We start from the raw sequence: 21,437 nt of genomic DNA, 5'->3' as shown, positions 1-21,437 counted from the left end.
GCGGGCCCCACCCGGGGTCCGCGCCGCACGCGTGAAATGGGCCTGGTCAGAGGACCTGTCAGCATGGTGGGCTATGCCTGGGGAGGCCGAACGCAGGACGTACGGATTCGGGGGAACTACGACCGGCCGCCCCGCCCAGGACCGGACCACGAAACAACACGCAGCTCGCCGCCCGACCGCGACGGGAGGCACCCAGGGGGAACCCCGCCATGTCGCCATCCACCTCCGAGGGCCCCACGCTCATCGGATCCGTCCGGCGCGCCATGCGCCTGCTCGAAGCCGTCGCCGAAGACCCCTCGCGCTCCACCGCCAAGCACCTCGCCCGGCGCACCGACCTCCCGATCGGCACCACCTACCACCTGCTCCGCACCCTCACCCACGACGGCTATCTCCACCGCGACGGCGGCCGCTACCTCATCAGCTCCGCCACGGCCCGCCTCGGCGGCGCCCTACCCGAACAGGACTCCGCCCGTGACCTCCAGGCATGGCTGGACTCCCTGCGGGACGAGATCGGAGCCGCCATCTACTACGCCTGGTACGAGGAGGGAGAGGTCAGACTCGTCGGCCAGTCCTCCGGGCCCGGCGCACCCGCGTGCGACGAGTGGGCGGACTTCCGGCGCACCGCCCACGCCCACTCCATCGGCCAGTGCCTGCTCTCCCAGCTCGACCCCGACGAGCGACGCGACCACCTCTCCCGCCACCCCGTCGAACACCTCACCCCCTACACCGTCCCGGACGCCGACGCACTCCTTCGCAAGCTCTCTCGGGTCTGCAGGGGCCACGCGGTCCAGGAACGCGAGGAGTACGCCCCCGGCACCGTCTGCGCCGCCGTCCCGATATCCGTCGGCACCGTCCCGGCCGCCCTCGCCTTCTCCCTCCCCATGAGCCGTGCCCACCTGCTCGACCCCCTCTCCCACCACCTGCGCCTCAAGGCCGAGACCACCTTGACCAGCCACGCCTTCATCCTGCGCTTCTGACCCGGCGGACCGCGGACAGACGGACTCAGGGCTTCCGGCGGAAGTCCAGCATGTAGAAGACCTTGTCGTAGCGGCGTTCCCCGACGGCGACGAAGTCGGGCAGGCGGCCGTACTCGGAGAAGCCGAGGGACCGGTAGAGCCCCAGGGCGCCCTCGTTGTCGCCGCGGGCGTCCAGGGTGAGCACCTCGACGCCGGCCCGGCCGGCGTCCGCGACGAGCGCGGCCGTCAGGGCCCGTCCGATGCCACGGCCGTGGGCGGCGGCGTCCACCGCGAGCTTCTCCAGATCGGCGTGGGGCCGATGGGTCGGGCGGGCGTAGCGCAGCCAGTACCCGAGTCCCACGAGGCGCCCGTCGGCGTACGCGGCCCGCAGGCCGCCGTCACCCGCGCGTGCCGCGGCGACGACCTGGTCGAGGAGGCGCGCGACCTCCTCGGCCGACGGAGGATCGACCCAGCCGAGGGCGGCGCCGCCGCGGACCAGATCGGCCAGGATGCGGTGCGCGGAGTCGGCGAAGACGGGCCCGAGCGCGGGATCGGACATCACTCCTTCGGCGTCGAGGATCAGGGGCGCGTCGCTGGTCATGGCTGTGTGCATGACCGGAAGCCTAGTCAGCGGGTGTGCCGTGCCGGGGTCGTGGGGGCGCCGTGCGCGCTCCCTCACGGGAGTGGTTCCCGGGGGCCAGTGGGCGCAGTGCGGCGCGGCCGGCGGGGGAGCGGGGGAGCACCGGTACGAGGCTGTGCGCTGCCCGTACACCTGCGACAACGGAGGTTCCCGCACCCATGACCCACGTACATCTCAGGCCCGCGGGGTGGCGCCGGAGAGCCGGCGGGAGGGCCGGGGCGCTCGCCGCGTGCGGCCTGGCGCTCGCCCTGGCGCTGCCCGGGACCGCGCTGGCCGCCCCCGGTGACCTGGACCCGACGTTCGGCCCCGACGGCCGGGTGATCACACCGATCCCGGGGTACGCGGAAGGCCACGACATCGCCCGGCAGGGCGACGGAAAGCTCGTCATGGCAGGGCTCAGCAGCGAGGCCGGATTCGCCCTCGCCCGCTATCTCCCCGGCGGGGGGCTCGACACCTCCTTCGGCGGCGACGGCATCGTGACCAGCGACTTCGGCGGTGGCGCCCACGTCGCCAACGCGGTGGCGATCCAGCCGTCCGACGGCAAGATCGTCGTGGCCGGCACCACCGAGGTCATCGCGGAGGAGGGCGGCGGCTGCTGCTTCTTCTCCGTGGCCCGCTACAACACCGACGGCAGCCTCGACACCGGCTTCGGCGACGGCGGCCTGGTCCGCGTCGACGAGTTCGGCGGCTCGGCGGACGGCGCGGACATCGCCGTACAGCCCGACGGCCGCATCCTCGCCGCCGGCAAGAGCGGCGGCGGAGGCTTCACCCTGGTACGCCTCGACAGCGGCGGCGCCTTCGACCCCAGCCTCGGCGGCGACGGCACCGTCATCGCCGGCTTCACCCCCACCTCGCCCCAGGACGGCGGCGGCATCGCCCGCGCCATGGCGCTCCAGCCCGACGGCAAGATCGTCCTCACCGGTTACGTCGGCAACACGGCCTTCGACATCGGTGTCGCCCGCTACCTGTCGAACGGCAGCCTCGACACCTCCTTCAGCGGCGACGGCATGGTGACGGCGGACTTCGGCGGCACCGAGTTCGGCAACGCCGTGGCCGTCCAGTCCGACGGCAAGGTCCTCGCCGCCGGCAGCGGCGGAGCCGGCTACGCCCTCCTGCGCTACAACGAGAACGGCACCCCCGACACCGGCTTCGGCACCGGCGGGCGCACCTCGGTGGCCTTCCCCGGCGACGGCGGAACCGCCAACGCCATGGCCCTCCAGACCAACGGGAAGATCGTCCTCGCCGGCCGTGCCGACGACCCCAACAGCTCCGAGGCGAACGACTTCGGCGTCGTCCGCTTCAACACCGACGGCGGCGTCGACACCTCCTTCGGCGGCGACGGCTTCGTCGTCACCGGCTTCAACGACTACGACGAGGCCCGCGCGGTCCTCGTCCAGCCCGACGGCAAGATCGTCGCCGCCGGCCACGGCGCCGGCTTCGCCTTCGCGCTCGCCCGCTACCTCGGCGGCGACGGAACACCGCCCCCCGCGCCCAAGGCCGACCTCGTAGTGACCCAGCCGGCCAGTGCCCCCGTCAGCATCGGCGACCGCGTCACCTACACCGTGACGGTCGCCAACTCCTCCGCCTCCACGGCGACCGCGACCGGCGTCACCCTCTCCGACACGCTCTCCGGCGCCGGCGTGACCGTCCTCTCGGCGACCTCCACCCAGGGCAGCTGCACGACCACCGCGACGAGCGCCAACTGCGCGGTCGGCTCCCTGGCCCCCGGCACCAGCGCGATCGTCACGGTGACCGCCGAGCCCCGCGCCACCGGCACGATCACCCACACCGCCACGGCCACGGGCACCCCGCAGGACCCGGCGCCCGCCAACAACACGGCCGTCGCGACCACTTCGGTCAACAACGCCCGCGGCTGCACCCTCATCGGGACCAGCGGCACCGACACCCTCACCGGCGGCTACGCCAACGACGTCATCTGCGCCCTCAGCGGCAACGACACCGTCCGCTCCGGCTACGGCAACGACACCGTCCACGGCGGCTACGGCAACGACACGATCGACGGCGGCTTCGGCGACGACACCCTCAACGGCGGCCCCGGCAACGACAACCTCGCCGGCTACTACGGCAACGACCGCCTCACCACCACCGACGGCGTCTCCGGCAACGACACCGCCAACGGCGGCTTCGGCACCGACACCTGCACCACCGACACGGGCGACACGCGCATCAGCTGCCCGTGACCCCCGCCCACTGAGGGGATCTCGCTAAGGGGATCTCACAGAGGGGGGGGGGGGGGGGGGGGGGGGGGGCGCGGGGCGCCCCCCCCGTCCCCCCCCCCCCACCCCCCTCCCCCCCCCTTCCCCCCACTACTCCTCGCCCCTCCCCCCCGCCCCACACCCACCACCCCCCCCCCCCCCCCCCCCCCCCCCCCCCCCCCCCCCCCCCCCCCCGCGACGCCCCCCCCCCAGCCCCCCCCCACCGCCCCCCCCCCCCCCCCCCCCCCCCCCCCCCCCCCCCCCTCGCGCCGTTCTACTCCGGCGAGCCGTCCGTACGTTCCTCCGTCCACGGCCGGAGCTTCTCCGGATTGCGGACCGCCCAGATGCGCGTCACCCGCCCGCCGTCGAGGTCGAACGCGGCGACCGTCACCGTCCTGCCGGAGTGCTGCGCGACCAGCCCCGGCCGGCCGTTGACCGTACGCTCAAGGAGCGTCAGGCCCGGGGCCTTGTCGGCGATGTGGATCAGATACTCGGCGATCCGCGCACCGCCCTCGACCGGACGCAGGACCGTCCCGACGAGCCCGCCGCCGTCCGCGGTCATCGAGGCCGCCGGATCGAGGAGTCCGACCAGAGCCTTGATGTCCTTCGCCTCCCAGGCCTCCTTGAAGTCCCGCACCAGCGCGGCCTGTCCCGCCGCGGGAGCCTGCGACGCCTTCGCGTCACGCACCCGGCGCCGGGCCGACGTCGCCAGCTGCCGGCACGCCGCCGGGGTACGGCCGACGATCTCGGCGACCTCCGGGAAGGGGTAGCGGAAGACGTCGTGCAGGATGAACGCCACCCGCTCGGCCGGAGTCATCGACTCGAGCACGACGAGGAACGCCATGTGCACCGACTCGTCGAGCGTCACCCGGTCCGCGGGATCGGCCGGCTCGCCCCCGCCGTCCCCGGCCCGTCCGCTGAACCACTCCGTACGGTCCGGCAGCGGCTCCGGCAGCCACGCGCCGACGTACTTCTCGCGGCGCGCCCGCGCCGAGCCGAGCACGTCCAGACAGATCCGGCCCGCCACCGTCGTCAGCCAGGCCCCCGGCGACTCGACGGCCTCCCGCCGGCGCGGTGACATCGCGTACCAGCGGGTGTAGGTCTCCTGGACCGCGTCCTCGGCCTCGGCCAGCGAACCGAGCAGCCGGTAGGCGAGATTGGTCAGATGGCGCCGCTCGCCGACGATCTCGCTCGGCTCCGGCCCGCGCCGGTCGTGCACCTGCTCGGTGGGGGTGCTCATGCTCGCGACCGCTCCCTCGTTCCGCTCGTCCGGTCCTGCTCCCTCGTACGTCACATGATCATCTCATCGCTGTCCCCGAACGTGACCGGCGTCTCACCGCACACGCACCTCACACTTCGCGGAGCTGTTTCGTCGAAGAGTCGAGCGGCCGGACAGCCGCACAGCCAAGCAGCAGAACAGGGGACCGCACCATGGCCACCATCACGACGGCAGCACAGCGCAGCAACTCCTTCCTGCGCGTCTCGATCGCCCTCCAGACCCTGACCCTCTTCCTCCAGGCGGTCTCCGCGGGGCTCCTCCTCTCCACCTCGTACGGCGAACTCCTCCACGGCGTCGGCGCCCGCGTCATGTACGGCGCCACCATGCTCTACGTCCTCGCCGCGATCCTCGCCTGGCGTCCGGGTGGCGGCTCCCCCCGCCCGATCCTGTACTCCTCCGGATTCCTCGTGCTCGCCTCGGTGCAGGTCGTGCTGGGCATCGCCCGCGTGCCCTCGGTCCATGTCCCGCTGGGCGTCCTGATGTTCGGCCTCAGCGTCCTCGACCTCGGCCGCATACTGACCACCCGTCCGGCGGGAGCCGCCACCGCGCGCGCCTAGCCTCGCGGCGCGAGGGCCGCCGGCAAGGGCCTCGCGTGGACGATGTGGAGCTCCGACACCGCCCGGGTGAGGACGACGTACAGACGGTTCAGGCCACGGGGCTCGGCCTCGACGATGTCGGCGGGTTCGACGACGATCACGTGGTCGTACTCGAGGCCCTTGGCCGCCGTCGCGGGAACCACGCACACGCGTGCCCCGAGGACCTCGGGCCCGGCCGCGGCGACACCGGCCGCCGTCAGGGCGGCGCACAGCGCGTCCGTGGCGGAGTCGGCGGCGACGACGCCGACGGAACCCTCGCGTTCCACGGCCCTGGTCACCGCCGCCACCACCGCCGTGGCCGTGTCGCGCACGGCCTCGGTCGTCGCCCGCCCGTCGAGGCGCAGGGACCGGGCCGGCGGCACGTCCACGTCGAGATGGGGAAGCAGCCGGTTGGCGAGCTCGGCGACGGCCCGCGGCACCCGGAAGCCCGTGGTGAGCGGGGCGACGGCGGTGCCGGGCTTGGCCAGGTGGGCGAGGAGCCCCGGCCAGTCGCGGGCCGCCCACGGAGTCGTGCCCTGGGCCAGGTCGCCCAGCACGGTCAGCGAGGCGAAGGCCGAACGGCGGGCGATGACGCGGCACTGCATCGGGGACAGGTCCTGCGCCTCGTCGACGACCACATGCCCGTAGCTCTCCGGGCGCTCGATCAGCCCGGCGAGCTCGTCGAGCAGGACCAGGTCCGCCGCCGACCAGCGCGCCGCACCGGCGGAGCGCCCCCGTCCCGCCCGGAGCAGGTGGTTCTGCTCCGACGCGTCCAGGAGGCCTTCCGCCGCGGCCGCGAGGGTCTCCGGCCGCGTCAGCAGCTCCCCGAGGATCCGCTCCGGCCGTACGGCGGGCCAGACGGCGTCCACCAGCGCGCTGACCGGCCTGGCCCGTGACGTCTTCTGCAGCCAGGTGTGCGACCGGGGCCCCGCCCGGCGCTCCGCTTGTACCTGTTCGGCGCGGATCAGGCGGGTACGCACACCCGCTCGCGCCCCACCGCGTAGGCCGGGTCCTCCTCACGTACGTCCCTGACGATCCGCTCCACCTCGTCGGCCGGCACCCGCCACCGGTACGAGCCGTCCGGAACCGCCAGCGACTCCGCCAGGTCGGCACGCACATGGGCGTACAGCGCGCGGTGGAGGACCTCGGCCATCCGGACGTCGTGCTTGACCGCCGCGGCCTCCGCGCTGTCCTCCGCCCGCACGGGATGGCGGGCGATCTCGTCGTCGAGCGTGGACTGCCTGACTCCGGTCTCGCCCAGCGCGGGCAGGACCTCGGAGATGTAGGACAGGAAGGCGCGGTGGGGACCGAGGATCAGCATGCCGCCCCGCTGAACGCGCTGCGGATGGGTGTACAGCAGATACGCGGCACGATGCAGCCCCACCGCCGTCTTCCCCGTCCCCGGCGCGCCCTGCACACAGAGCGACGCGCCGAAGGCCGCGCGCACGAGGTCGTCCTGCTCGGGCTGGATGGTCGCGGCGATGTCCCGCATGGGCCCGGTCCGGGGGCGCTCGATCTCGGCCGCGACGATGCCGCTGTGCCCGGGGCCGCCGCCCCCGTCCGGCGCGCCCTCGCCGAGGTACTCGTCCTCCATGCCCGTCAGATCGGCCGAGTCGCCGCGCCCCGCGGGCGACCACCCGAACCGGCGCCGCACGGCGACGCCCCGCGGGTCGCGGGTGCCGGCCTGGTAGAAGGCGCGCGCCACCGGGGCCCGCCAGTCGACCACCAGCGGCGGCGCCGAGGGATCGCGGGCGATGCGCATGCGCCCGATGTGGTACGTCTGCCCCGCGTGTTCGCCCGCGGCCGCCGGCGCGCGGGCGAAGTCGAGGCGCCCGAAGAACAGCGGGCCCGGGGGCAGCTCGCGCATGTCCCGCGCCTGGCCGCGGAGCTGACGACCGAGCACTTCGGCGTCGGCGCCCGACGCGGAGGCGTTCCGGCCGTCGACGACCTGCTGCAGGGCGCCGTCGACCATGGCGGTCAGTGCGGTGCGACAGGCGTCGTGGTGGGCGCGTTCCTGGTCGAGGGCATCACGGAGTAAGGAGTCGGACTGTGGCATGCAGGCACAGTAACGCAACTCGGTGAAATATGTAACTCAGTAATGTATTCTCGGTGTGCGGACCTCAGGCGAGCAGGGCCACCCCGACGCCGAGCTGCTCGAACGCTGCCGAAGCCACGGCGACCGCCTCCGGAAGAAGCGCGTCCGCACCGGCGCCCCCGGTGATCCGAAGCCAGTTCTCCCTCGCGAGCACCCGCTGAACGGCGACGACCTGCCCCGCGGCGAGCCGCGCCTCCACCCCGCCCCCCAGCGCCTCGGCGAGCAGTTCCTCGTTCCGCTCCACGAACGCGTGCAGCCGCGCCACGACCGACGGCGTCCCGTACACCAGCCGATGGAAGGCGAGCACCGGCTCCTCGTCGTTCAGGCCCGTCACCGGATCACGCCGGGCAAGCCCGTCCAGGAAATGCCCCCGCAGCGCATCGAGCGCTGAGACCCCGTCAGGCCGCTCCGCCACCACCCTCGCGGCCTCGCCCTCGTGATCCGCGAACCGGTGCAGGACCAGGTCCTCCTTCGACGGGAAATACCGGAACAGCGTCGGCTTCGAGATCTCGACGGCCGCCGCCACATCGGCGACCGTCACCTCCTCGAAACCCCTCTCCATGAACATCCCGATCGCCGTATCCGACAACCGCGCGTACATCTGCCGCTTCTTGCGCTCCCGCAACCCGCCCGGCTCACCCGTCTCACCCATACCGAGCACCCTACGACGTGACCTTCCACGGGAGCTTCGCCTCAACGGCGCAGCGTCACGACACCGACCGCCCGAAGAACTCCAGCTCAGCGACCGCCACCTGCTTGCGCGGATCGGCCCGCCAGGCCGTGCCCAGGACCAGGCGCACGGAGAGCGCGTCGCGGACGCGGAAGTCGACACGTTGGGTGCCGCCGTCGTTGATGCGGTGGTGGGAGACGTGTGTCTCGCCGGAAGAGTCCCGCACGACGAGATCGAAGGTGCGGGGGGTCGCCTGACCGTCCGCCTGGGTGGTGTTCTTCGAGCTGCCGGGCGTGATCAGGAGGCTCAGCAGATCGGTCGGCTCGGCGAACGAGGCCTCCAGCCACTGTCCCGCCGAGTCACCGGCGTAGCCCGTGCCCCACCAGGTGTTGGAGTAGCCGTCGCCGGCCAGCTTCGGGTCCCGCTTCGGCGCCGAGTGCGAGGCGGTCCAGGAGACGGGGTGCGCCGGTACCCGGGTGGCGAAGTGGTCCTGGACGGCCCGCGCGGCCGGTGGGCCGCCGATCACCCCGCCGACGACCACGCCGACGACCGCCGTGGCGATCAGGGCCCGGACGATCCACCGGCTGCGGTCCCGGGCGAGCCCCGGACGCCGGCCCGCGTAGGGGCCCTCGGCGTCGGAGAGCCGCTCCGGGACCATCGGGGTCGCGCAGAAGCGGCAGAAGTGGCGTCCCGGCGTGTTCGCCAGCGAACAGGCCGGACACGGCGTGCCGCCCTGCACCGGCGCGGGCGCCTCCGCCGCTCGGGCCACCGGCCGCGCCGCCTCGGGACGCGCGGGCAGCACCGGCGCGGCGACCGCCGGCTCGGCCGGCCGGTTGCCGGGCACGGGGACGAGCAGCGCGCGTACGACGGTGTCCGACGGGCCGTCGCCGGCCGGCCCCTCGGGCGCCTGATCCCGCGCCTCCGCTTCCGCCTCTGCCCCTACTTCGGCCTCCACGGCCGGCAGCGGGGCCGTGACCTCTTCGGAGCCGGCGGGGGTGTCGGGAGGCGTGGCCGCCGGGACCGTAGCGTCCGCATCCGAAACCCTCGGAGCTTCCGGCGTCACCGGCGTCACCGGCGGCTCGGCGGGCTCCGCCGCCCCCGTGCTGCCGGAGCCGGCGGTGTCGGCTGCCGGTGCCGCCGGGGTGTCCCAGCGCAGGAACGCTCCGCAACTGTCGCAGAACGACTGGTCCACCGTGCGCACCGGGCTCGCGCAGTCCGGGCAGGGGCGGGTCTGGGGGACGTCACTCATGGGGGTCAGGCTCCTTCGGAGGTACGGGGTGCGGTCACCGAGACCGTGAACGGCAGGTGGGCGGGGCGGGCCGCGGCGACGACGGCACGCAGCCGGTGGGGGTCGACGGAGGCGGGGTCGGCGACGCGGAGGGTGACGTGCAGCCCGGCCACGGGAGTCCCGGGGAAGGGGCCGAGCGGGCCGGCGGACCAGGTGGCGCCGCCGCTCTCGGTGATCTCCGCGGGGACGCCGAACGCCAGCCGGACCGCCGCCGCGAGACCCTGCCGGGTGCCGCGGACGCGGTGCAGCGCGACGGCCGTGGCGACGGCGTGGCGGCGCAGTGGCAGCGGCTCGGAGCCGTCGATCTCCGCGCCCACCCAGGTGGCGAGGTAGTCGACGAAGTCGGCGGGCGCGAGCGCGGGCGAGAAGTACGCCTCAAGGGAGTCAAGGACGTTGAAGAGCGGCGCGAGGACGACGTCCAGGCCGCTCACGAACCGCTGCCCGAAATCGTCCTCGGCGTAGACGGCGGGCAGCGCGGCCCCCAGCGGGTGCGGGGTCGCGAGCCCCGGGACCGTACCCCGGGCGGAGCCGCTCACCGCGCCTCGATCACGCGGACGCGGTGGTCGAACGGGAAGAGCAGCGCGGAGGGCGCCAGCTCGATCCGGTCGGTCGTGTCGCCCCGGCGGCCGGTCAGCGGGTCGGCCGGGTGCAGCAGCACCTCGTCCACGAGCTCCACGCCCGGCACCCGCTGGAGCGCGGCGAACACCTCACCGGCGCGCAGCGGGCGCCCGAACGGCCACCCCTCGCCGTGCGCGCCGCCGGTCAGCGGGTCCAGGTAGGCGTACAGCGCGTCCAGCGCCTCGGCCCGTACCCGCTCCGCCTCGGCCGCCCGGAAGGAGTGCAGCGTCGCGACCACCGTCACGCCCTGGTAGAAGGGCGGCCCGACGGCCAGCCGGGTGCCGAGGGGCCGCCGCTCGTCGAGGAAACCCGTGACCCGCGTGAGGAGTTCCTCGCCGGGCACGAGCTGCTCGAAACGGAGCCGGCCGCCCCGGTCGGGCACCGCCTGCGGCACCACGAGCACGCGCACCGCGTTGTCACCCGCCTCGGCCGCGTCCGCCGCCAGGCAGGCGATCCGCGCCGCCTCGGGCGCGGCCCTCCGCGCCAGCTCCTCGTAGTCGCGGGCGGTGACGGCCCGCTCCTGGGCCCGCAGGGTGATGGGCGCGCGGGCCTTGGCCTCCTCGACGGTCTCCCCGTCGACGCCGCCCCGCGCCGCCTCCCGGTTCTCGACCCGGGCGATGTAGGGGATGGAACTGCGGAGCACGGTGATCGTGGCGCGGGCCACGTTCCCCGCCCGGCCGCCGCCGGTGCCGTACCGGAGCGCCCGGATCGCCGCCCCCTTGGGCGGTACGGCTCCGAACTGCCGCAGCGTGCCGTCCGGTTGGCGTACGGACGGGCCGAAGGCGATCTCGCCGGTGGTGGCGTCCAGGGTGTAGTGCCGGTCGCCGGGGCGCGAGGAGGCGAAGTCGCGGACGGCCGTCCACTCCTGCCAGCCGGCCTCCGGATCCTCCTCGTCCGCGCCGTCCGCCCGCTCGGCGACCTGGAGCAGCAGCGGCGGCCGGTCCACGACCGGCGCGTGCGCGAGCCGCACCCGCTGCCCCGGGACGCCCTCCGACTCGCCGAGCGTCTCGTCGCGCACCGCCTCCGCGTGCGCCGCCCGCACCGTACCGCCGATGGTGAACGCCCCGGCGGCCCGCACGGTCGGCGACTCGCTGTACGACGGCAGCCCCTCGACCGGCGTCACCACCCGGCACCGCACCCAGCCGGCCTCATGACCGCCCAGACGCGAGGACACGTGCCCGGACGGCATGTGGAGGACCACCTCGCCCGGCCGGTTGAGCCCGCCCGTGGAATCCTCGTCCACCTCGCAACCCACCCACCCGTCGGACGCCGTCCACGCCTCCCACACCAGCGGCGGCCGCCGCGGATCCACACCGACACCGTCCACCCGGCTGTCGAGGTCGAGGACGAGCACACAGTCAGGCACCGCCGCCGAGAGACCGAGCAGCAGCACGTCGCCGACCTGCGGCAGCGCGGAGAACACGGAGACGTCCTCGCCGCCGAGGACGTCCTGCGACCGGTCCTCGGGCGCGCCCCCGGACTCCTGGCGCAGCACATGGGTCAACGAACAGGGCACGACGGTCAGATCGGCCGTCGTCGCGAACACGACCGCCTCCTCCGTCTCCGTCCGCCCCGTGGAGACCTCCGTACCGGTGGGCAGCAGCACCGGCTCGGGCTGCGGCGCGGACAGCCGGAACGTGATGTCGGCGCGGGCCGCGGCGGGCGGGAAGAGCGTCACGCCGAGCAGGTCGAGGAAGGCCAGGTGGTTCTTCTCCGGGACCCGGTTGAGCCGGTAGACGAGCTGGTCCGCCATGTGTGCGACGGCCTCGACCAGCGTCACGCCCGGGTCCGAGACGTTGTGGTCGGTCCACTCGGGGCACGCCTGCTGGATGTAGCGCTTGGCGTCGTCGACGAACTGCTGGAAACGACGGTCGTCTAGATGGGGTGCGGGCAGGGCCATGGATGCTCAGTCCTCGGAGGGGATGACGTAGAAGGGGAAGACGAGGTTGCGCGGGTTGTTGGCGCCGCGCACCCGGTAACGGACGTCGATGTACAGCGTGGTCGGCTCCATGGGCGCCGGGGCGACCGTGACGTCCTCCACCTCGATGCGCGGCTCCCAGCGGTCGAGCGAGGCCATCACCTCGTGCCGCACCCGGCCCATCGTCGAGTCGTTGACCGGAGCGAACACCAACTCGTGTACCGCGCATCCGAATTCGGGCCGCATCGGCCGCTCGCCCGGCGCCGTCGCGAGGACCAGCCGCATCGACTCCTCGATCTCTCGGTCACGCCGCACGAGGGCGATGGACCCACTCGGCCCGGTCCGCAGCGGGAAGGCCCAGCCCGCACCGACGAAGTGCTCACTCAACGGAAAGTCCTCCTCAGAACGGCAGGTTCGCCAGCACGGGGTTGGGCATCGGGATGGTCGCCGTCACGAACGACGGCGCGTTGACGACGGCCTGCGTCACCGCCGACACCTTGAACTTCGCCCCGGCCTTGATGTCCACACCGAGCCCCGCGTTCATCCGGATCTTCCCCGCGGCCGACAGCGTCAGATCCATCCCGGACTCCACCGTCACACCCCGCGCACCCGAGATCGTGACCGTCCCGTCGCTGTCCACCGTCAGGGTCGTCCGCGCCTCGTTCAGCTCGATGCTCAGCGAACCCTTCCCGGTGCGCAGCCGGATGCCGTGCGAGGCCCGCGTCCGGCCGCCGTCCTCGCGCAGCTCCACCGTGTGACCCGTACGCGAAGTCAGCGCACGCCACTGCACCCGCCCGCTCGTCGGATCCACCGGCGGCACCCGGTCGGTCGACGGCGTGTGCCGGTCGACACCGTTGTACAGACCCGCCAGCACGTACGGGTGCTCGAGAGAACCCCGGTCGAAGGCGCACAGCACTTCGTCGTCCACCTCGGGCAGGACGAGCCCGCCGCCCCCGCGCCCGCCGAGCTGCGCCACCCGGCACCAGCCGCTCTCGTACGTCGCCGAGAGCCACGGGAACCGCAGCCGGACCCGGCCCAGCGACAACGGGTCCTTCGTGTTCGTGACCAGCGCGACCGCCACACCCGGCATCGGCGGCGCCGGCTCACCGCCACCGGAAGCCGTCCCGTACAGCGAACGGAACTGCCGCCCCGACACCGTCAGCCAGCTCGTGAACTGCCGCCCCGAAGCGAAGACATGACGAACCCCCGTCGCCGTGTAACGGCCCTCGAACGGGAACCCCGCCCCCTTCACGGCCACCGGCTGTCCCGGCTTCAGCGCCGGATTGCCCGTGACCGCGACCTCCACCTCCGCGAACGAACCGGTCACATCGTCGGCCAGGGACTTCGCCGCCTGAGCCACCTCCGACTGCGTCGTGAACGGCGTGCCGGTCGAGGCCAGTTCGGCCGCACCGAACGGCGCCGACAACTGCGCCGGAGTGATGTCCGAGACGATGTCCTGACTCGCCACCGCCGGCGTCGGCGCCGAAAGCGCCTGCTTCGTCCGCGGATCCCAGCCCCGTACGTCGACCTTCCCCACCTGCCCGGCGGCCGTCACCGACACCCGGCTGTGCAGGGTGTTGGACCCGAAATCCAGCACGTACGGACTCTGCGCCGCCGGCGTCGTGTCGGCCGGCGCGGACGACGCGGGCGGCAGCGCGGCGAAGACCAGCCGGCCCGCCGTGTCCAACGACAGCCGGACGTCGTTCTCCCGCGCCAGACGCGACAGGAAGTCCCAGTCCGTGATGTTCGGCTGCGTCGCCAGCTCGTACACCGTCGGCGTCGCGTCCACCTTCCCCAGCGGAATCCGGTTCAGACCCGCCAGCTTCCGCACGATGTCCGACGCCGTCATGTTCGGATAGCCCTCGACCCGCCGGTTGCGCAGCAGCCGGTGCCCGGGGTCGTAACCCCGCAGGATCAGATACCTGCCGTGCCCCGGGGCGGCGTCCACCTCGACGGCCGTCACCTCCCCGGTCAGCATCGGCTCGCCGAGCCGGCCGTCGGTGAACGGCGAAAGCACCGCCATCGCACCCACCTTGAGGTACGGGAACTTCTGCGTGAGGGTGCCGTCCTTGTCGCTGAACGTCAGCTGGAAGGCGGACGGCACGTTGACACTGGCGTCCACCCACCCCTCGGTCAGCCGGACCGCCAACGGGTCCGGCAACGGCGTGCCGTCCAACTGCACATGGAGGACGGTGGTGAAGGTCTTCTCGCTCATGAGGCGCCCTGGGTCTCCGGCGTATCGGTGGTGGACGGGAGCAGCAGTTCCGTACCGGGACGCAACCGCATGGGATCGTCGATGCCGTTCGCCTCGGCGATCACCCGCCAACGCGTCGCGTCCCCGTACTCCCGCCACGCGAGGGACGCCAGGGAATCCCCGGCGACCGTGCGGTGCGCCCGGCGCGCCGACAGCGCACCGGACGTCGGATTCTGCTTCTTGGTCGCCGTGGCGACCTCGGTCAACGACAGCGAGCACGTGGCCCGGATCGGCATACCGCTCGGACTGAACAAGGTGTACGTCGCCGACACGGACGTCACATACGCGACGAACTGCACCGTCGAGAACGACCCCCACGAGAACTGCACCCACGGCGGCGAAGGCGCCTTCGCACCGATGCTCTGCTGGGTCACCTCACAGCAGGACAACAACAACTCCACCTGCTGCTGCACATCGTTGGAGGACGGATCGTCCGACCGGTCCAGAAACACCTCGAGCTGCAACTGCGCCGGCTCACTGCCCGTGAACTTCGGTGGCGCCCCCCGCGTGTACGCCACCGCCGGCTCCGTGTGCCAGTTCGCCGACCGGCTCAACTGCAACTGGTTCGGATTGAACTGGAACTTCACCTCACCGATCCGGCCACCCATCGACCCGCCCAGATCCGTCGGCGGCTGATGAATCGACAACGAAGCGCGCGACAGACCCCGCGCCGCCAACGCCCCCATGAGCGACGCCATCTCACGCGCCCCCCGCGTCCGTGAACCCGTGATGCGCGATCTCCAGCGACTCCGTCGCCACCGCCGGACTCGCCGGATCCAACGTCGGCCCCGTCCACCGCACCGGCAGCACCTCCACCAGACCCCACTGCGCCACCACCGACCCATCGGCCCGCAACGCCGCGATCTGCGCCGTCGGCCGCGTGATGCCCGTCGCCAACGACGAGATCCACGCCGCCACCTTCGCTGTGTCCGGCGTCAACGGCCGCGTCAGCCGAATCGTCGAAAACGTCACCCGCGTCGGCAACTGCCACACGAACCCGTTGTTCCCACCCTCCTGCCGCTGCTCCACCTCCACCTCCGACGACAGCCCGTCACAACCGTTGAACAGGCCCAGGTCCTGCCCGTCGATCGTCAACTTGAAGAAGACGGTGGATGCGGGGTCCAACTGCGTGGGCATGATGCGGATCTCTCGGTAGTCGGTGTGGGTGTGGGTGCAGCGCGGATACGGCGGGATACGGCGACGCCGTCTAGTGGCCGTGGTCTCTCAGACGACCCACCCGCTCCCTGTCCGCGCGCAACTCCGCGCGCAACAGCCGCGACAGCGGCGTCACAAGCCGCCGCGCCAACTCGTCCAACTGCGTGGGCGATTCCGCCTCGGACGCCCCCGCACCGCCGGACGCGGTCCGCTGCACGGCCGGCGCCGCCTGCGCCGCCGTACGCGTCACCGTGACCGGTCGCGGCGGACGGGGAGCCGGGGCCGCCGCCGTCTTCTGCACGGGGGCCGGGGTCACCACGGGCACGCTCGGCGCCACGGCCTGAGCCGGTACGGGGGCCGGCTCAGACGCGCTCTGCCGCTGGACGGCTACGGCGACGGGGCGGGCCACGGGGCGTACGGCGGCGGGCGGGGCGAGAGGCACCACGGGGTGCGATGCGCCCGTGCCCGTGCCGGCGGATGCGGATGCGGCTGCGGCGGGGCTCCGTTGCACGTTCGGAGCGGAGGTGGGACGGGAGAGCGGGACAGCGGGATTGCCGGCGGTACGGGGGGCCACCGGCGCGTTCGCCGTGTCGGCGACGCTCGGCGCGAGCGGCCGGGTGGTGGCGAGAGGAAGCGTGGCGCGGCGCTGTACCGGGGGAGCGGTGGCCCTGGGGACGCCGATGACGGTGACGCCGGCCGTTGCCGGGGCGGCGGGGGCCGGGCGCGCGGGAGCCGGGTGCGCGGGGGCGTTGGACGGCGTCCGGCGCTGCACAGTGGGAAGCGGGGGTGCTGCCGGAGCGGGTGACACCGGAGTGGGTGCTCCCGAGGCGGTTGACGGTTCGCGCGTGGCCGGGGGCGCCGTGGGCGCGGCGGCGGGGCGCTGGACGGCGGGGACCTGGGGTGCGTGGCCCTGCGGAGGCGTCGGCGTGGCGGGCTTGGCCGAGGTCGCGGCGGGGCGCGCGGAGGGCGCGCGCTGGACCGTGGGGTCCTGGGGCGCGTGCGCTCGCGGGGGCATCGGCGCGGAGGAAGCCCGCTGTACGGCCGGAGCCTCGGATTCGCGAGCCTGCGGGCCCACGACAGCGCCGGGCTTGGCCGGCGGCGTGAGCGGAACCGGCGCATCGGCGCGCTGTACCGCCGGCAGGGCGGGTCCGGCAGAGGCCGCCGACGACTCCGCGGTCACCGAAGCGACCGGCCGGACGGCCTGGGGAGCGGTCGGGTTCGTCGTCGACGGGGTACGAGCCGTCACCGGCGCGTCCTGGCCGCGCGCAGCGATCGGCCCGGAGGAGTCCGCCGCCTTCGCGGCACGCTGTACGTGCTCCGGCTCCGCTACGCGGCCGGCCGCGGGCGCCGCCGAACGCGCCGGCCCTGCCTGGGGGACGACCGGGGTGGCCGCCGCCTTGACGGGCGCGGCGGCGTCCGGCATCGCGGACGCCCGGCTGATCGGCGCCCCGATGGGGGAGCGCCGCGAAGCCGGGGTCGCGCGAGGCGCGGGGGTCTGGGCGGCGCCGGTGCTGTCGTCGGTGGCGCGCTGCACGGGAGCCCCGAGGCCGGGGCGGGCCGCCGGGTTCGCCGGAGGTGCCGGGGACACGGAGGAACTCGGCGGCACCGGCGCCGAAGGGCGGGCGGAAGCGCGAGGCGTGGCAGTCTGCACCGAGGGTGGGGCCGGTGCCGCACCGACCGGCGGGGCAGAGGCCGACGTGGGTGCCGGGGGCGCGGCAGGGGCCGGGACAGCGGGGGCAGGGGGAACAGGGGCAGGGGCCGAAGCCCGAGCAGAAGGCGGGGCCGAGGTCGGGGCTGGGGCCGCGACTGAGGCAGGCGCGGCCGAGGCGGCCGAGGTCGGCGCAGACGTCGACGCCGAGGTCGGCGCAGCGGCCGGGGCCGCAGCAGCTGAGGTAGGTGTAGGTGCAGGTGCAGGCGGCGCGGACGCCGTCGTCGTCCAGTCGGCGCCCGGTGCGCGCCGGGAGCGCCGCACCTGGGGCCGGCGCTGCACGGGCGCGTCGAGCGCGCTGCCCGGTGGAGTCCCGGGCCCGGCGGGGGAACCGGGACCCGGGACGTTCTGGGGCCGTCCGGAGGCCGAAGGCTCCGGTACGGCGGTGTCGGGCGTGCCGGAGGGCGTCGCCGCGACATGGGCGGGCGCCGTGGCGGCCGAGCGCTGGACGCTTGCCGCACCAGGCGTGGTCGGGGCCGCGGTCCGGGCGGCACCGGCCGGGACGAGGCGGCGAGACGGTTCGACGGGCCGGGCGGAGACCAGCGGCGACCGCGGCACGGGCGTGGGCCGGACCGGGTCCTGAGACCTGGTGCCGCCGGTCGGGGCCCCCGCCCCGAGGCCGCTCCCGCCCGCGCCGGCCGCGCTGGAGCCCCGTACCCCTGCCGCACGTTGCACGGCCCGAGCCACGGACGGCGACGACGGCGACGCGCCGGTCGGCGCAGGCACGCCGGGCGCGACGGCACCCCGTACGAGAGCGGGCGCGGCACCAGCGGGGGCCGGTGTCGAGGCTGCCACGGCCACGGGGAGCCGCAGGCCCGGCAGGTCGTCGTCCTTGGAGGCCGACCGCTGCACGGTCCGTACCGCGTCGAGCAGGACCCCGGCGGGCGCGTCAGGCAGGGCCCCGTGGCCCAGGTCGGTGTGGAAGGACGGGTTCCAGTGGGTGGCGAGGGAGGCGGCGAAGCCGTGCTCGGAGATGGGGCGGGGGGTGTCGAGCACGCGCTGGACGGGCGGAAGGGACAGCCAGGCGTCCCCGGGTGCCGCCGCGGGGGCGGCGGGGGCCGGAACCGCCGGTGCCTCCGTGTCGTGCGACCTGCGGCCGCGCCACTTCTCGAACATGCCCACCGTCTCCGGCCTCCCTTCTGAACCACTGCTGTCCGTAGTGCTGTTACGCCTGTGACCGCTCGACGAGCGAGGCGACCTGGGCCACGTACCTGCGGCGGTCCGCGTGCTCGAGGTCGAGGATGTCGTCCATGCCCCAGTGGAAGTGGAAGGCGAGGTACGCGGTCTCCTCCTCGATGCGGTCGACCGCGTACGTCACGATTCCCCCAGGCGGCTCCCGGCCAGTTCGACCTCGAAGGACTGCTCGCAGTGCGGGCAGGCGACGGCGGCGCGGGTGTGGCCCTCCGCGTTGATCTGCCGGTAGAAGTCCTGGAGGAAGGCCAGGTCGGAGGCGAACATGTTCTCCACCGTGCCGTCGTGGACCGACGGGAGCGTGCCGAGCCGGGTGATGACCCGGCCGAGCAGGACGACGGACAGGTAGGCCGGGTTCTCGCGGACCCGGATGTCCCGGAGCGGAAGCAGCTCGTCCCTGGCGGTGGCGAGCCGCATCGCGCCGTTGCGGTGGACGGTGCCGGCCTCGTCGACGAAGCCGCGGGGCAGCTCGAACTCGAACTCCGTGCGCAGCGGTTCGTGTGCGCGGTCGTGCGGCGCTCCCGCCGATCCTTCGCGTCGCATCAGCCGAGCGTCAGCTCTTCGAAGGTGATGGTGACCTGCTCGGTCAGGGCGGCGGCGTCGCCGGCCTTGGTGGCGCCCAGCTCGACCTTGGTGCACCAGGCGTTGCGGAGGTTGTACCGCTTGACCTCGTTGAGCTGGTAGTCGAGGAAGATGATCGAGGCGTCCTTGCGGGCCGAGCCCATGTCGCCGGCGATGGACGCCGAGATCCACTCGGTGAAGGCGGCGGACTGGGTGGCGCCGCGGGTCACCGTGCACTCGCCGGCCTTCTTCACGCCGGGGAGCTTCTTGATGATCGGCTTGCCGTCCGCCGAGACCTGCTGGTACTCGATGACGTCCTGCTCCATCGAGAGGCCGCTGATCTCCTGGAGGGTCTCGACCATGACGCCGTCGATCTGGAGGCCGAAGTTGTGGGTAGTGAGGGCGTCACCGGTGTCGAGGGACATGCGGTTCACTCCTGTTCATGAGAAGGGTCGGGCTGGGGGAGGGCGGGAAGGGCGGGGCGCGGAGGACTACTCCTCCAGTTCGCCGCCGCCTCCCTGGAACTGGGCGAGGCGGAAGACGACGAACTCGGCGGGCTTGACCGGGGCGATGCCGATCTCGCAGACCACGCGGCCGAGGTCGACCGACTCCGGCGGGTTGGTCTCCGCGTCGCACTTCACGTAGAAGGCGTCCTCGGCGCGCTGCCCGAACAGCGCGCCCTGACGCCACTCGTTGACGAGGAACGCCGAGATGTTGCGGCGGATACGGGCCCACAGCGACTGGTCGTTGGGCTCGAAGACGACCCACTGGGTACCGACGAGGATGGACTCCTCGAGGTAGTTGAAGTAGCGGCGGACGTTCAGGTAGCGCCAGGCCGGGTCGGACGCCAGTGTGCGCGCGCCCCACACCCGGATGCCCCGGCCGGGGAACGCCCGGATGCAGTTCACGCCGATCGGGTTGAGCAGGTCCTGCTCGCCGCGGGTGATCTGGAGCTCCAGGTCGACGGCGCCGCGCACGATCTCGTTGGCGGGGGCCTTGTGGACACCGCGCTCGGAGTCGTTGCGGGCCCAGACGCCGGCCATGTGGCCCGACGGGGGAACCGTCCGGGTCTGGCCGCTCGCCGGGTCGAAGGCCTTGATCCACGGGTAGTAGAGGGCCGCGTACCGGGAGTCGTAACCGGCGATCTCCTGGCGCCACTTGCGGATGTCCCGCGCGTTGAGCGACGGCGGCGGGTCGAGGATCGCCATCCGGTCGCCCATCATCTCGCAGTGCGCGATCAGACCGAGCTGCACGGCCTTGACCTGCTCGATGTCGATGAGCCCCTGCTGGTAGGCGGCCATCAGGTCGGGCACGGCCACCATGTTGATCTCGTCGTACGCCTCCAGGCCGCCGAAGCCGGTGCGGTCGGCCGAGTCGCCGATGAACCGGCCCGACTCGAGCGCGGCGGGCTCGCCGTCCCGCCGCGCCGCCTGCGCGGGAACCTGCGCGGGCGGGGCGAGGGTCACGGACTGGGCGTCGGGCTTCGCGAGCTGCGTGCCGGCCGCGGCCTCCTCGACGACGATGGTCTTCGAGCGCTGCTTGACCTGCGCGACGACGTAGTTGCGCGCGCTCTTCTTCGCCGACGCGTCGAAGCTCTCGACGACCTTCTCGCCGTCCTTGACGACCAGCTTGAACCGCTCGGCCTCGCCCTCGACGTCCTGCACCTCGACGGTGAGCGCGCCACCGGCCTCGGTCCCGGCCGCGATCGCCGCGACCCGGAACGTGCCGAGCGCCACGGCCTCCCCGGCCACCGGCTCGGGCACGGCCGCCGCGGCCGCCCCGACGGCCCGCGTCGCCCCTTCCGCGTCCCCGCCGCCGACCCGCACCACGTACGCGGCGCTGCCGCCGTTGTTGAAGAACCCGTACACGGAGTGGGCCAGGTAGTACCCGTCCGTGAAGTCCCCGAACGACGCCACGTACTGCGACCAGTTGGTGACGAGCACCGGCTCGTTCAGCGGTCCGGTCGGCGAGAGGCCGACGAACGCCGCGACGGAGGTCCCGACGCCCTCGATGGGGCGGGATCCGCCGGCGACTTCCTCGACGTAGACACCGGGGGACAGATAGGTGGGCACGGTCGGTAGCTCCTCGCTGATGGGGTCGGTCGGCCGTGCTCCGCCGGGGCGTGGCGGTGCACGGCCGGGGCACGGGCGTCGGGCGTCGTCGCGGCAGGGCGCTCCGACACCGTCGACTCTCCCCCGACGGCCGGTGGGGGCAGGAGGAGTGAACGGGCGGGCACGAGGGCAGCCCGAACTGCCCGAACGTCCCGCCGCCCGGAGGGGGCTTGCGGGCCGGGCGCCGTCCGTGCTGTGCTCC

At 73.7% G+C, this 21,437-nt stretch carries 19 protein-coding genes and 1 pseudogene; 5 read left to right on the top strand and 15 right to left on the bottom strand.

Translation table 11 applies throughout. From position 1 onward, the window contains the following. Positions 1 to 209: 209 nt before the first annotated feature. A complete protein-coding gene (locus ACZ7G1_RS15710) occupies positions 210 to 977 on the top strand; it encodes an IclR family transcriptional regulator (RefSeq protein WP_470881163.1) in 768 nt (255 codons plus the stop codon). 25 nt (positions 978 to 1,002) lie between these two features. Here the strand turns inward: ACZ7G1_RS15710 and ACZ7G1_RS15705 are convergent, their stop codons facing one another. After that, entirely contained in the window at positions 1,003 to 1,569 is a 567-nt protein-coding gene (locus ACZ7G1_RS15705) for a GNAT family N-acetyltransferase (RefSeq protein WP_470881162.1), read from the bottom strand. A 185-nt stretch (positions 1,570 to 1,754) separates the two neighbouring features. Here ACZ7G1_RS15705 and ACZ7G1_RS15700 point away from each other — a divergent pair, with 185 nt between their 5' ends. After that, a complete protein-coding gene (locus ACZ7G1_RS15700; RefSeq protein WP_470881161.1) occupies positions 1,755 to 3,797 on the top strand; it encodes a calcium-binding protein in 2,043 nt (680 codons plus the stop codon). A gap of 289 nt (positions 3,798 to 4,086) precedes the next feature. Here ACZ7G1_RS15700 and sigJ read toward each other — a convergent pair whose 3' ends face one another. After that, positions 4,087 to 5,052 carry an RNA polymerase sigma factor SigJ gene (gene sigJ, locus ACZ7G1_RS15695; protein ID WP_470874661.1) on the bottom strand — a complete coding sequence of 322 codons (966 nt, stop codon included), beginning with the start codon at positions 5,050 to 5,052 and terminating at the stop codon, positions 4,087 to 4,089. Between the two features lie 191 nt (positions 5,053 to 5,243). Here sigJ and ACZ7G1_RS15690 point away from each other — a divergent pair, with 191 nt between their 5' ends. Next, positions 5,244 to 5,648: a hypothetical protein gene (locus ACZ7G1_RS15690; protein ID WP_470874662.1), complete on the top strand. Its 405-nt coding sequence runs from the start codon at positions 5,244 to 5,246 to the stop codon at positions 5,646 to 5,648. On the opposite strand, the pseudogene ACZ7G1_RS15685 reads toward ACZ7G1_RS15690, so the two are convergent. The 9 genes and pseudogenes from ACZ7G1_RS15685 to ACZ7G1_RS15645 all read right to left on the bottom strand — a co-directional run bounded on the left by ACZ7G1_RS15685 (position 5,645) and on the right by ACZ7G1_RS15645 (position 15,646). Then, positions 5,645 to 7,722, bottom strand: a pseudogene (locus ACZ7G1_RS15685) (HelD family protein). The gene ACZ7G1_RS15690 and the pseudogene ACZ7G1_RS15685 sit on opposite strands and share 4 nt — an antisense overlap. 64 nt (positions 7,723 to 7,786) lie before the next feature. Then, complete coding sequence (locus tag ACZ7G1_RS15680) at positions 7,787 to 8,413, bottom strand: TetR family transcriptional regulator (protein WP_470874664.1); 627 nt, start codon at positions 8,411 to 8,413, stop codon at positions 7,787 to 7,789. Positions 8,414 to 8,468: 55 nt separating this feature from the next. Beyond that, a complete protein-coding gene (locus ACZ7G1_RS15675) occupies positions 8,469 to 9,680 on the bottom strand; it encodes an NADase-type glycan-binding domain-containing protein (RefSeq protein ID WP_470874666.1) in 1,212 nt (403 codons plus the stop codon). A gap of 5 nt (positions 9,681 to 9,685) precedes the next feature. Next, complete coding sequence (locus ACZ7G1_RS15670) at positions 9,686 to 10,255, bottom strand: phage tail protein (protein ID WP_470874667.1); 570 nt, start codon at positions 10,253 to 10,255, stop codon at positions 9,686 to 9,688. Next, positions 10,252 to 12,237, bottom strand: coding sequence for a putative baseplate assembly protein (locus ACZ7G1_RS15665; protein WP_470874669.1), 1,986 nt, complete (start codon positions 12,235 to 12,237; stop codon positions 10,252 to 10,254). The genes ACZ7G1_RS15670 and ACZ7G1_RS15665 overlap by 4 nt, the downstream gene beginning before the upstream one ends. A 6-nt stretch (positions 12,238 to 12,243) precedes the next feature. Beyond that, positions 12,244 to 12,642, bottom strand: coding sequence for a GPW/gp25 family protein (locus ACZ7G1_RS15660; RefSeq protein WP_470874671.1), 399 nt, complete (start codon positions 12,640 to 12,642; stop codon positions 12,244 to 12,246). A gap of 13 nt (positions 12,643 to 12,655) precedes the next feature. Beyond that, on the bottom strand, positions 12,656 to 14,470 hold the full coding sequence (locus tag ACZ7G1_RS15655; RefSeq protein ID WP_470874672.1) for a VgrG-related protein: 1,815 nt from the start codon (positions 14,468 to 14,470) through the stop codon (positions 12,656 to 12,658). Then, entirely contained in the window at positions 14,467 to 15,207 is a 741-nt protein-coding gene (locus ACZ7G1_RS15650) for a CIS tube protein (RefSeq protein WP_470874674.1), read from the bottom strand. The genes ACZ7G1_RS15655 and ACZ7G1_RS15650 overlap by 4 nt, the downstream gene beginning before the upstream one ends. A gap of 1 nt (position 15,208) precedes the next feature. Next, positions 15,209 to 15,646 carry a phage tail protein gene (locus ACZ7G1_RS15645; protein ID WP_367826902.1) on the bottom strand — a complete coding sequence of 146 codons (438 nt, stop codon included), beginning with the start codon at positions 15,644 to 15,646 and terminating at the stop codon, positions 15,209 to 15,211. Between the two features lie 182 nt (positions 15,647 to 15,828). Here ACZ7G1_RS15645 and ACZ7G1_RS15640 point away from each other — a divergent pair, with 182 nt between their 5' ends. Continuing rightward, positions 15,829 to 16,008, top strand: a complete 180-nt coding sequence (locus ACZ7G1_RS15640) for a hypothetical protein (protein WP_470874677.1) — start codon at positions 15,829 to 15,831, stop codon at positions 16,006 to 16,008. Positions 16,009 to 16,764: 756 nt separating this feature from the next. After that, positions 16,765 to 17,955 carry a hypothetical protein gene (locus ACZ7G1_RS15635; RefSeq protein ID WP_470874678.1) on the top strand — a complete coding sequence of 397 codons (1,191 nt, stop codon included), beginning with the start codon at positions 16,765 to 16,767 and terminating at the stop codon, positions 17,953 to 17,955. Positions 17,956 to 18,537: 582 nt separating this feature from the next. Here ACZ7G1_RS15635 and ACZ7G1_RS15630 read toward each other — a convergent pair. From ACZ7G1_RS15630 to ACZ7G1_RS15615, 4 genes are all read right to left on the bottom strand, one after another. Further along, on the bottom strand, positions 18,538 to 18,690 hold the full coding sequence (locus ACZ7G1_RS15630) for a DUF6760 family protein (protein ID WP_017242135.1): 153 nt from the start codon (positions 18,688 to 18,690) through the stop codon (positions 18,538 to 18,540). After that, on the bottom strand, positions 18,687 to 19,106 hold the full coding sequence (locus ACZ7G1_RS15625; RefSeq protein ID WP_470874680.1) for a hypothetical protein: 420 nt from the start codon (positions 19,104 to 19,106) through the stop codon (positions 18,687 to 18,689). Before ACZ7G1_RS15625 ends, ACZ7G1_RS15630 begins: the two co-directional genes overlap by 4 nt. Beyond that, entirely contained in the window at positions 19,106 to 19,549 is a 444-nt protein-coding gene (locus tag ACZ7G1_RS15620) for a phage tail protein (protein ID WP_470874682.1), read from the bottom strand. The genes ACZ7G1_RS15625 and ACZ7G1_RS15620 overlap by 1 nt, the downstream gene beginning before the upstream one ends. Before the next feature lie 66 nt (positions 19,550 to 19,615). Next, complete coding sequence (locus tag ACZ7G1_RS15615) at positions 19,616 to 21,196, bottom strand: phage tail sheath subtilisin-like domain-containing protein (protein WP_470874684.1); 1,581 nt, start codon at positions 21,194 to 21,196, stop codon at positions 19,616 to 19,618. Between the last annotated feature and the right edge of the window lie 241 nt (positions 21,197 to 21,437).

Source organism: Streptomyces sp. NPDC037273 (genome assembly GCF_055603625.1).
This window is presented reverse-complemented; position numbering and strand designations above follow the sequence as displayed.

Coding starts and splice junctions, on each gene's coding strand:
- ACZ7G1_RS15665 (WP_470874669.1), bottom strand. CDS start 12,237: ATGGCCCTGCCCGCACCCCATCTAGACGACCGTCGTTTCCAGCAGTTC.
- ACZ7G1_RS15650 (WP_470874674.1), bottom strand. CDS start 15,207: ATGGCGTCGCTCATGGGGGCGTTGGCGGCGCGGGGTCTGTCGCGCGCT.
- ACZ7G1_RS15655 (WP_470874672.1), bottom strand. CDS start 14,470: ATGAGCGAGAAGACCTTCACCACCGTCCTCCATGTGCAGTTGGACGGC.
- ACZ7G1_RS15675 (WP_470874666.1), bottom strand. CDS start 9,680: ATGAGTGACGTCCCCCAGACCCGCCCCTGCCCGGACTGCGCGAGCCCG.
- ACZ7G1_RS15645 (WP_367826902.1), bottom strand. CDS start 15,646: ATGCCCACGCAGTTGGACCCCGCATCCACCGTCTTCTTCAAGTTGACG.
- ACZ7G1_RS15710 (WP_470881163.1), top strand. CDS start 210: ATGTCGCCATCCACCTCCGAGGGCCCCACGCTCATCGGATCCGTCCGG.
- ACZ7G1_RS15700 (WP_470881161.1), top strand. CDS start 1,755: ATGACCCACGTACATCTCAGGCCCGCGGGGTGGCGCCGGAGAGCCGGC.
- sigJ (WP_470874661.1), bottom strand. CDS start 5,052: ATGAGCACCCCCACCGAGCAGGTGCACGACCGGCGCGGGCCGGAGCCG.
- ACZ7G1_RS15625 (WP_470874680.1), bottom strand. CDS start 19,106: ATGCGACGCGAAGGATCGGCGGGAGCGCCGCACGACCGCGCACACGAA.
- ACZ7G1_RS15705 (WP_470881162.1), bottom strand. CDS start 1,569: ATGCACACAGCCATGACCAGCGACGCGCCCCTGATCCTCGACGCCGAA.
- ACZ7G1_RS15620 (WP_470874682.1), bottom strand. CDS start 19,549: ATGTCCCTCGACACCGGTGACGCCCTCACTACCCACAACTTCGGCCTC.
- ACZ7G1_RS15680 (WP_470874664.1), bottom strand. CDS start 8,413: ATGGGTGAGACGGGTGAGCCGGGCGGGTTGCGGGAGCGCAAGAAGCGG.
- ACZ7G1_RS15690 (WP_470874662.1), top strand. CDS start 5,244: ATGGCCACCATCACGACGGCAGCACAGCGCAGCAACTCCTTCCTGCGC.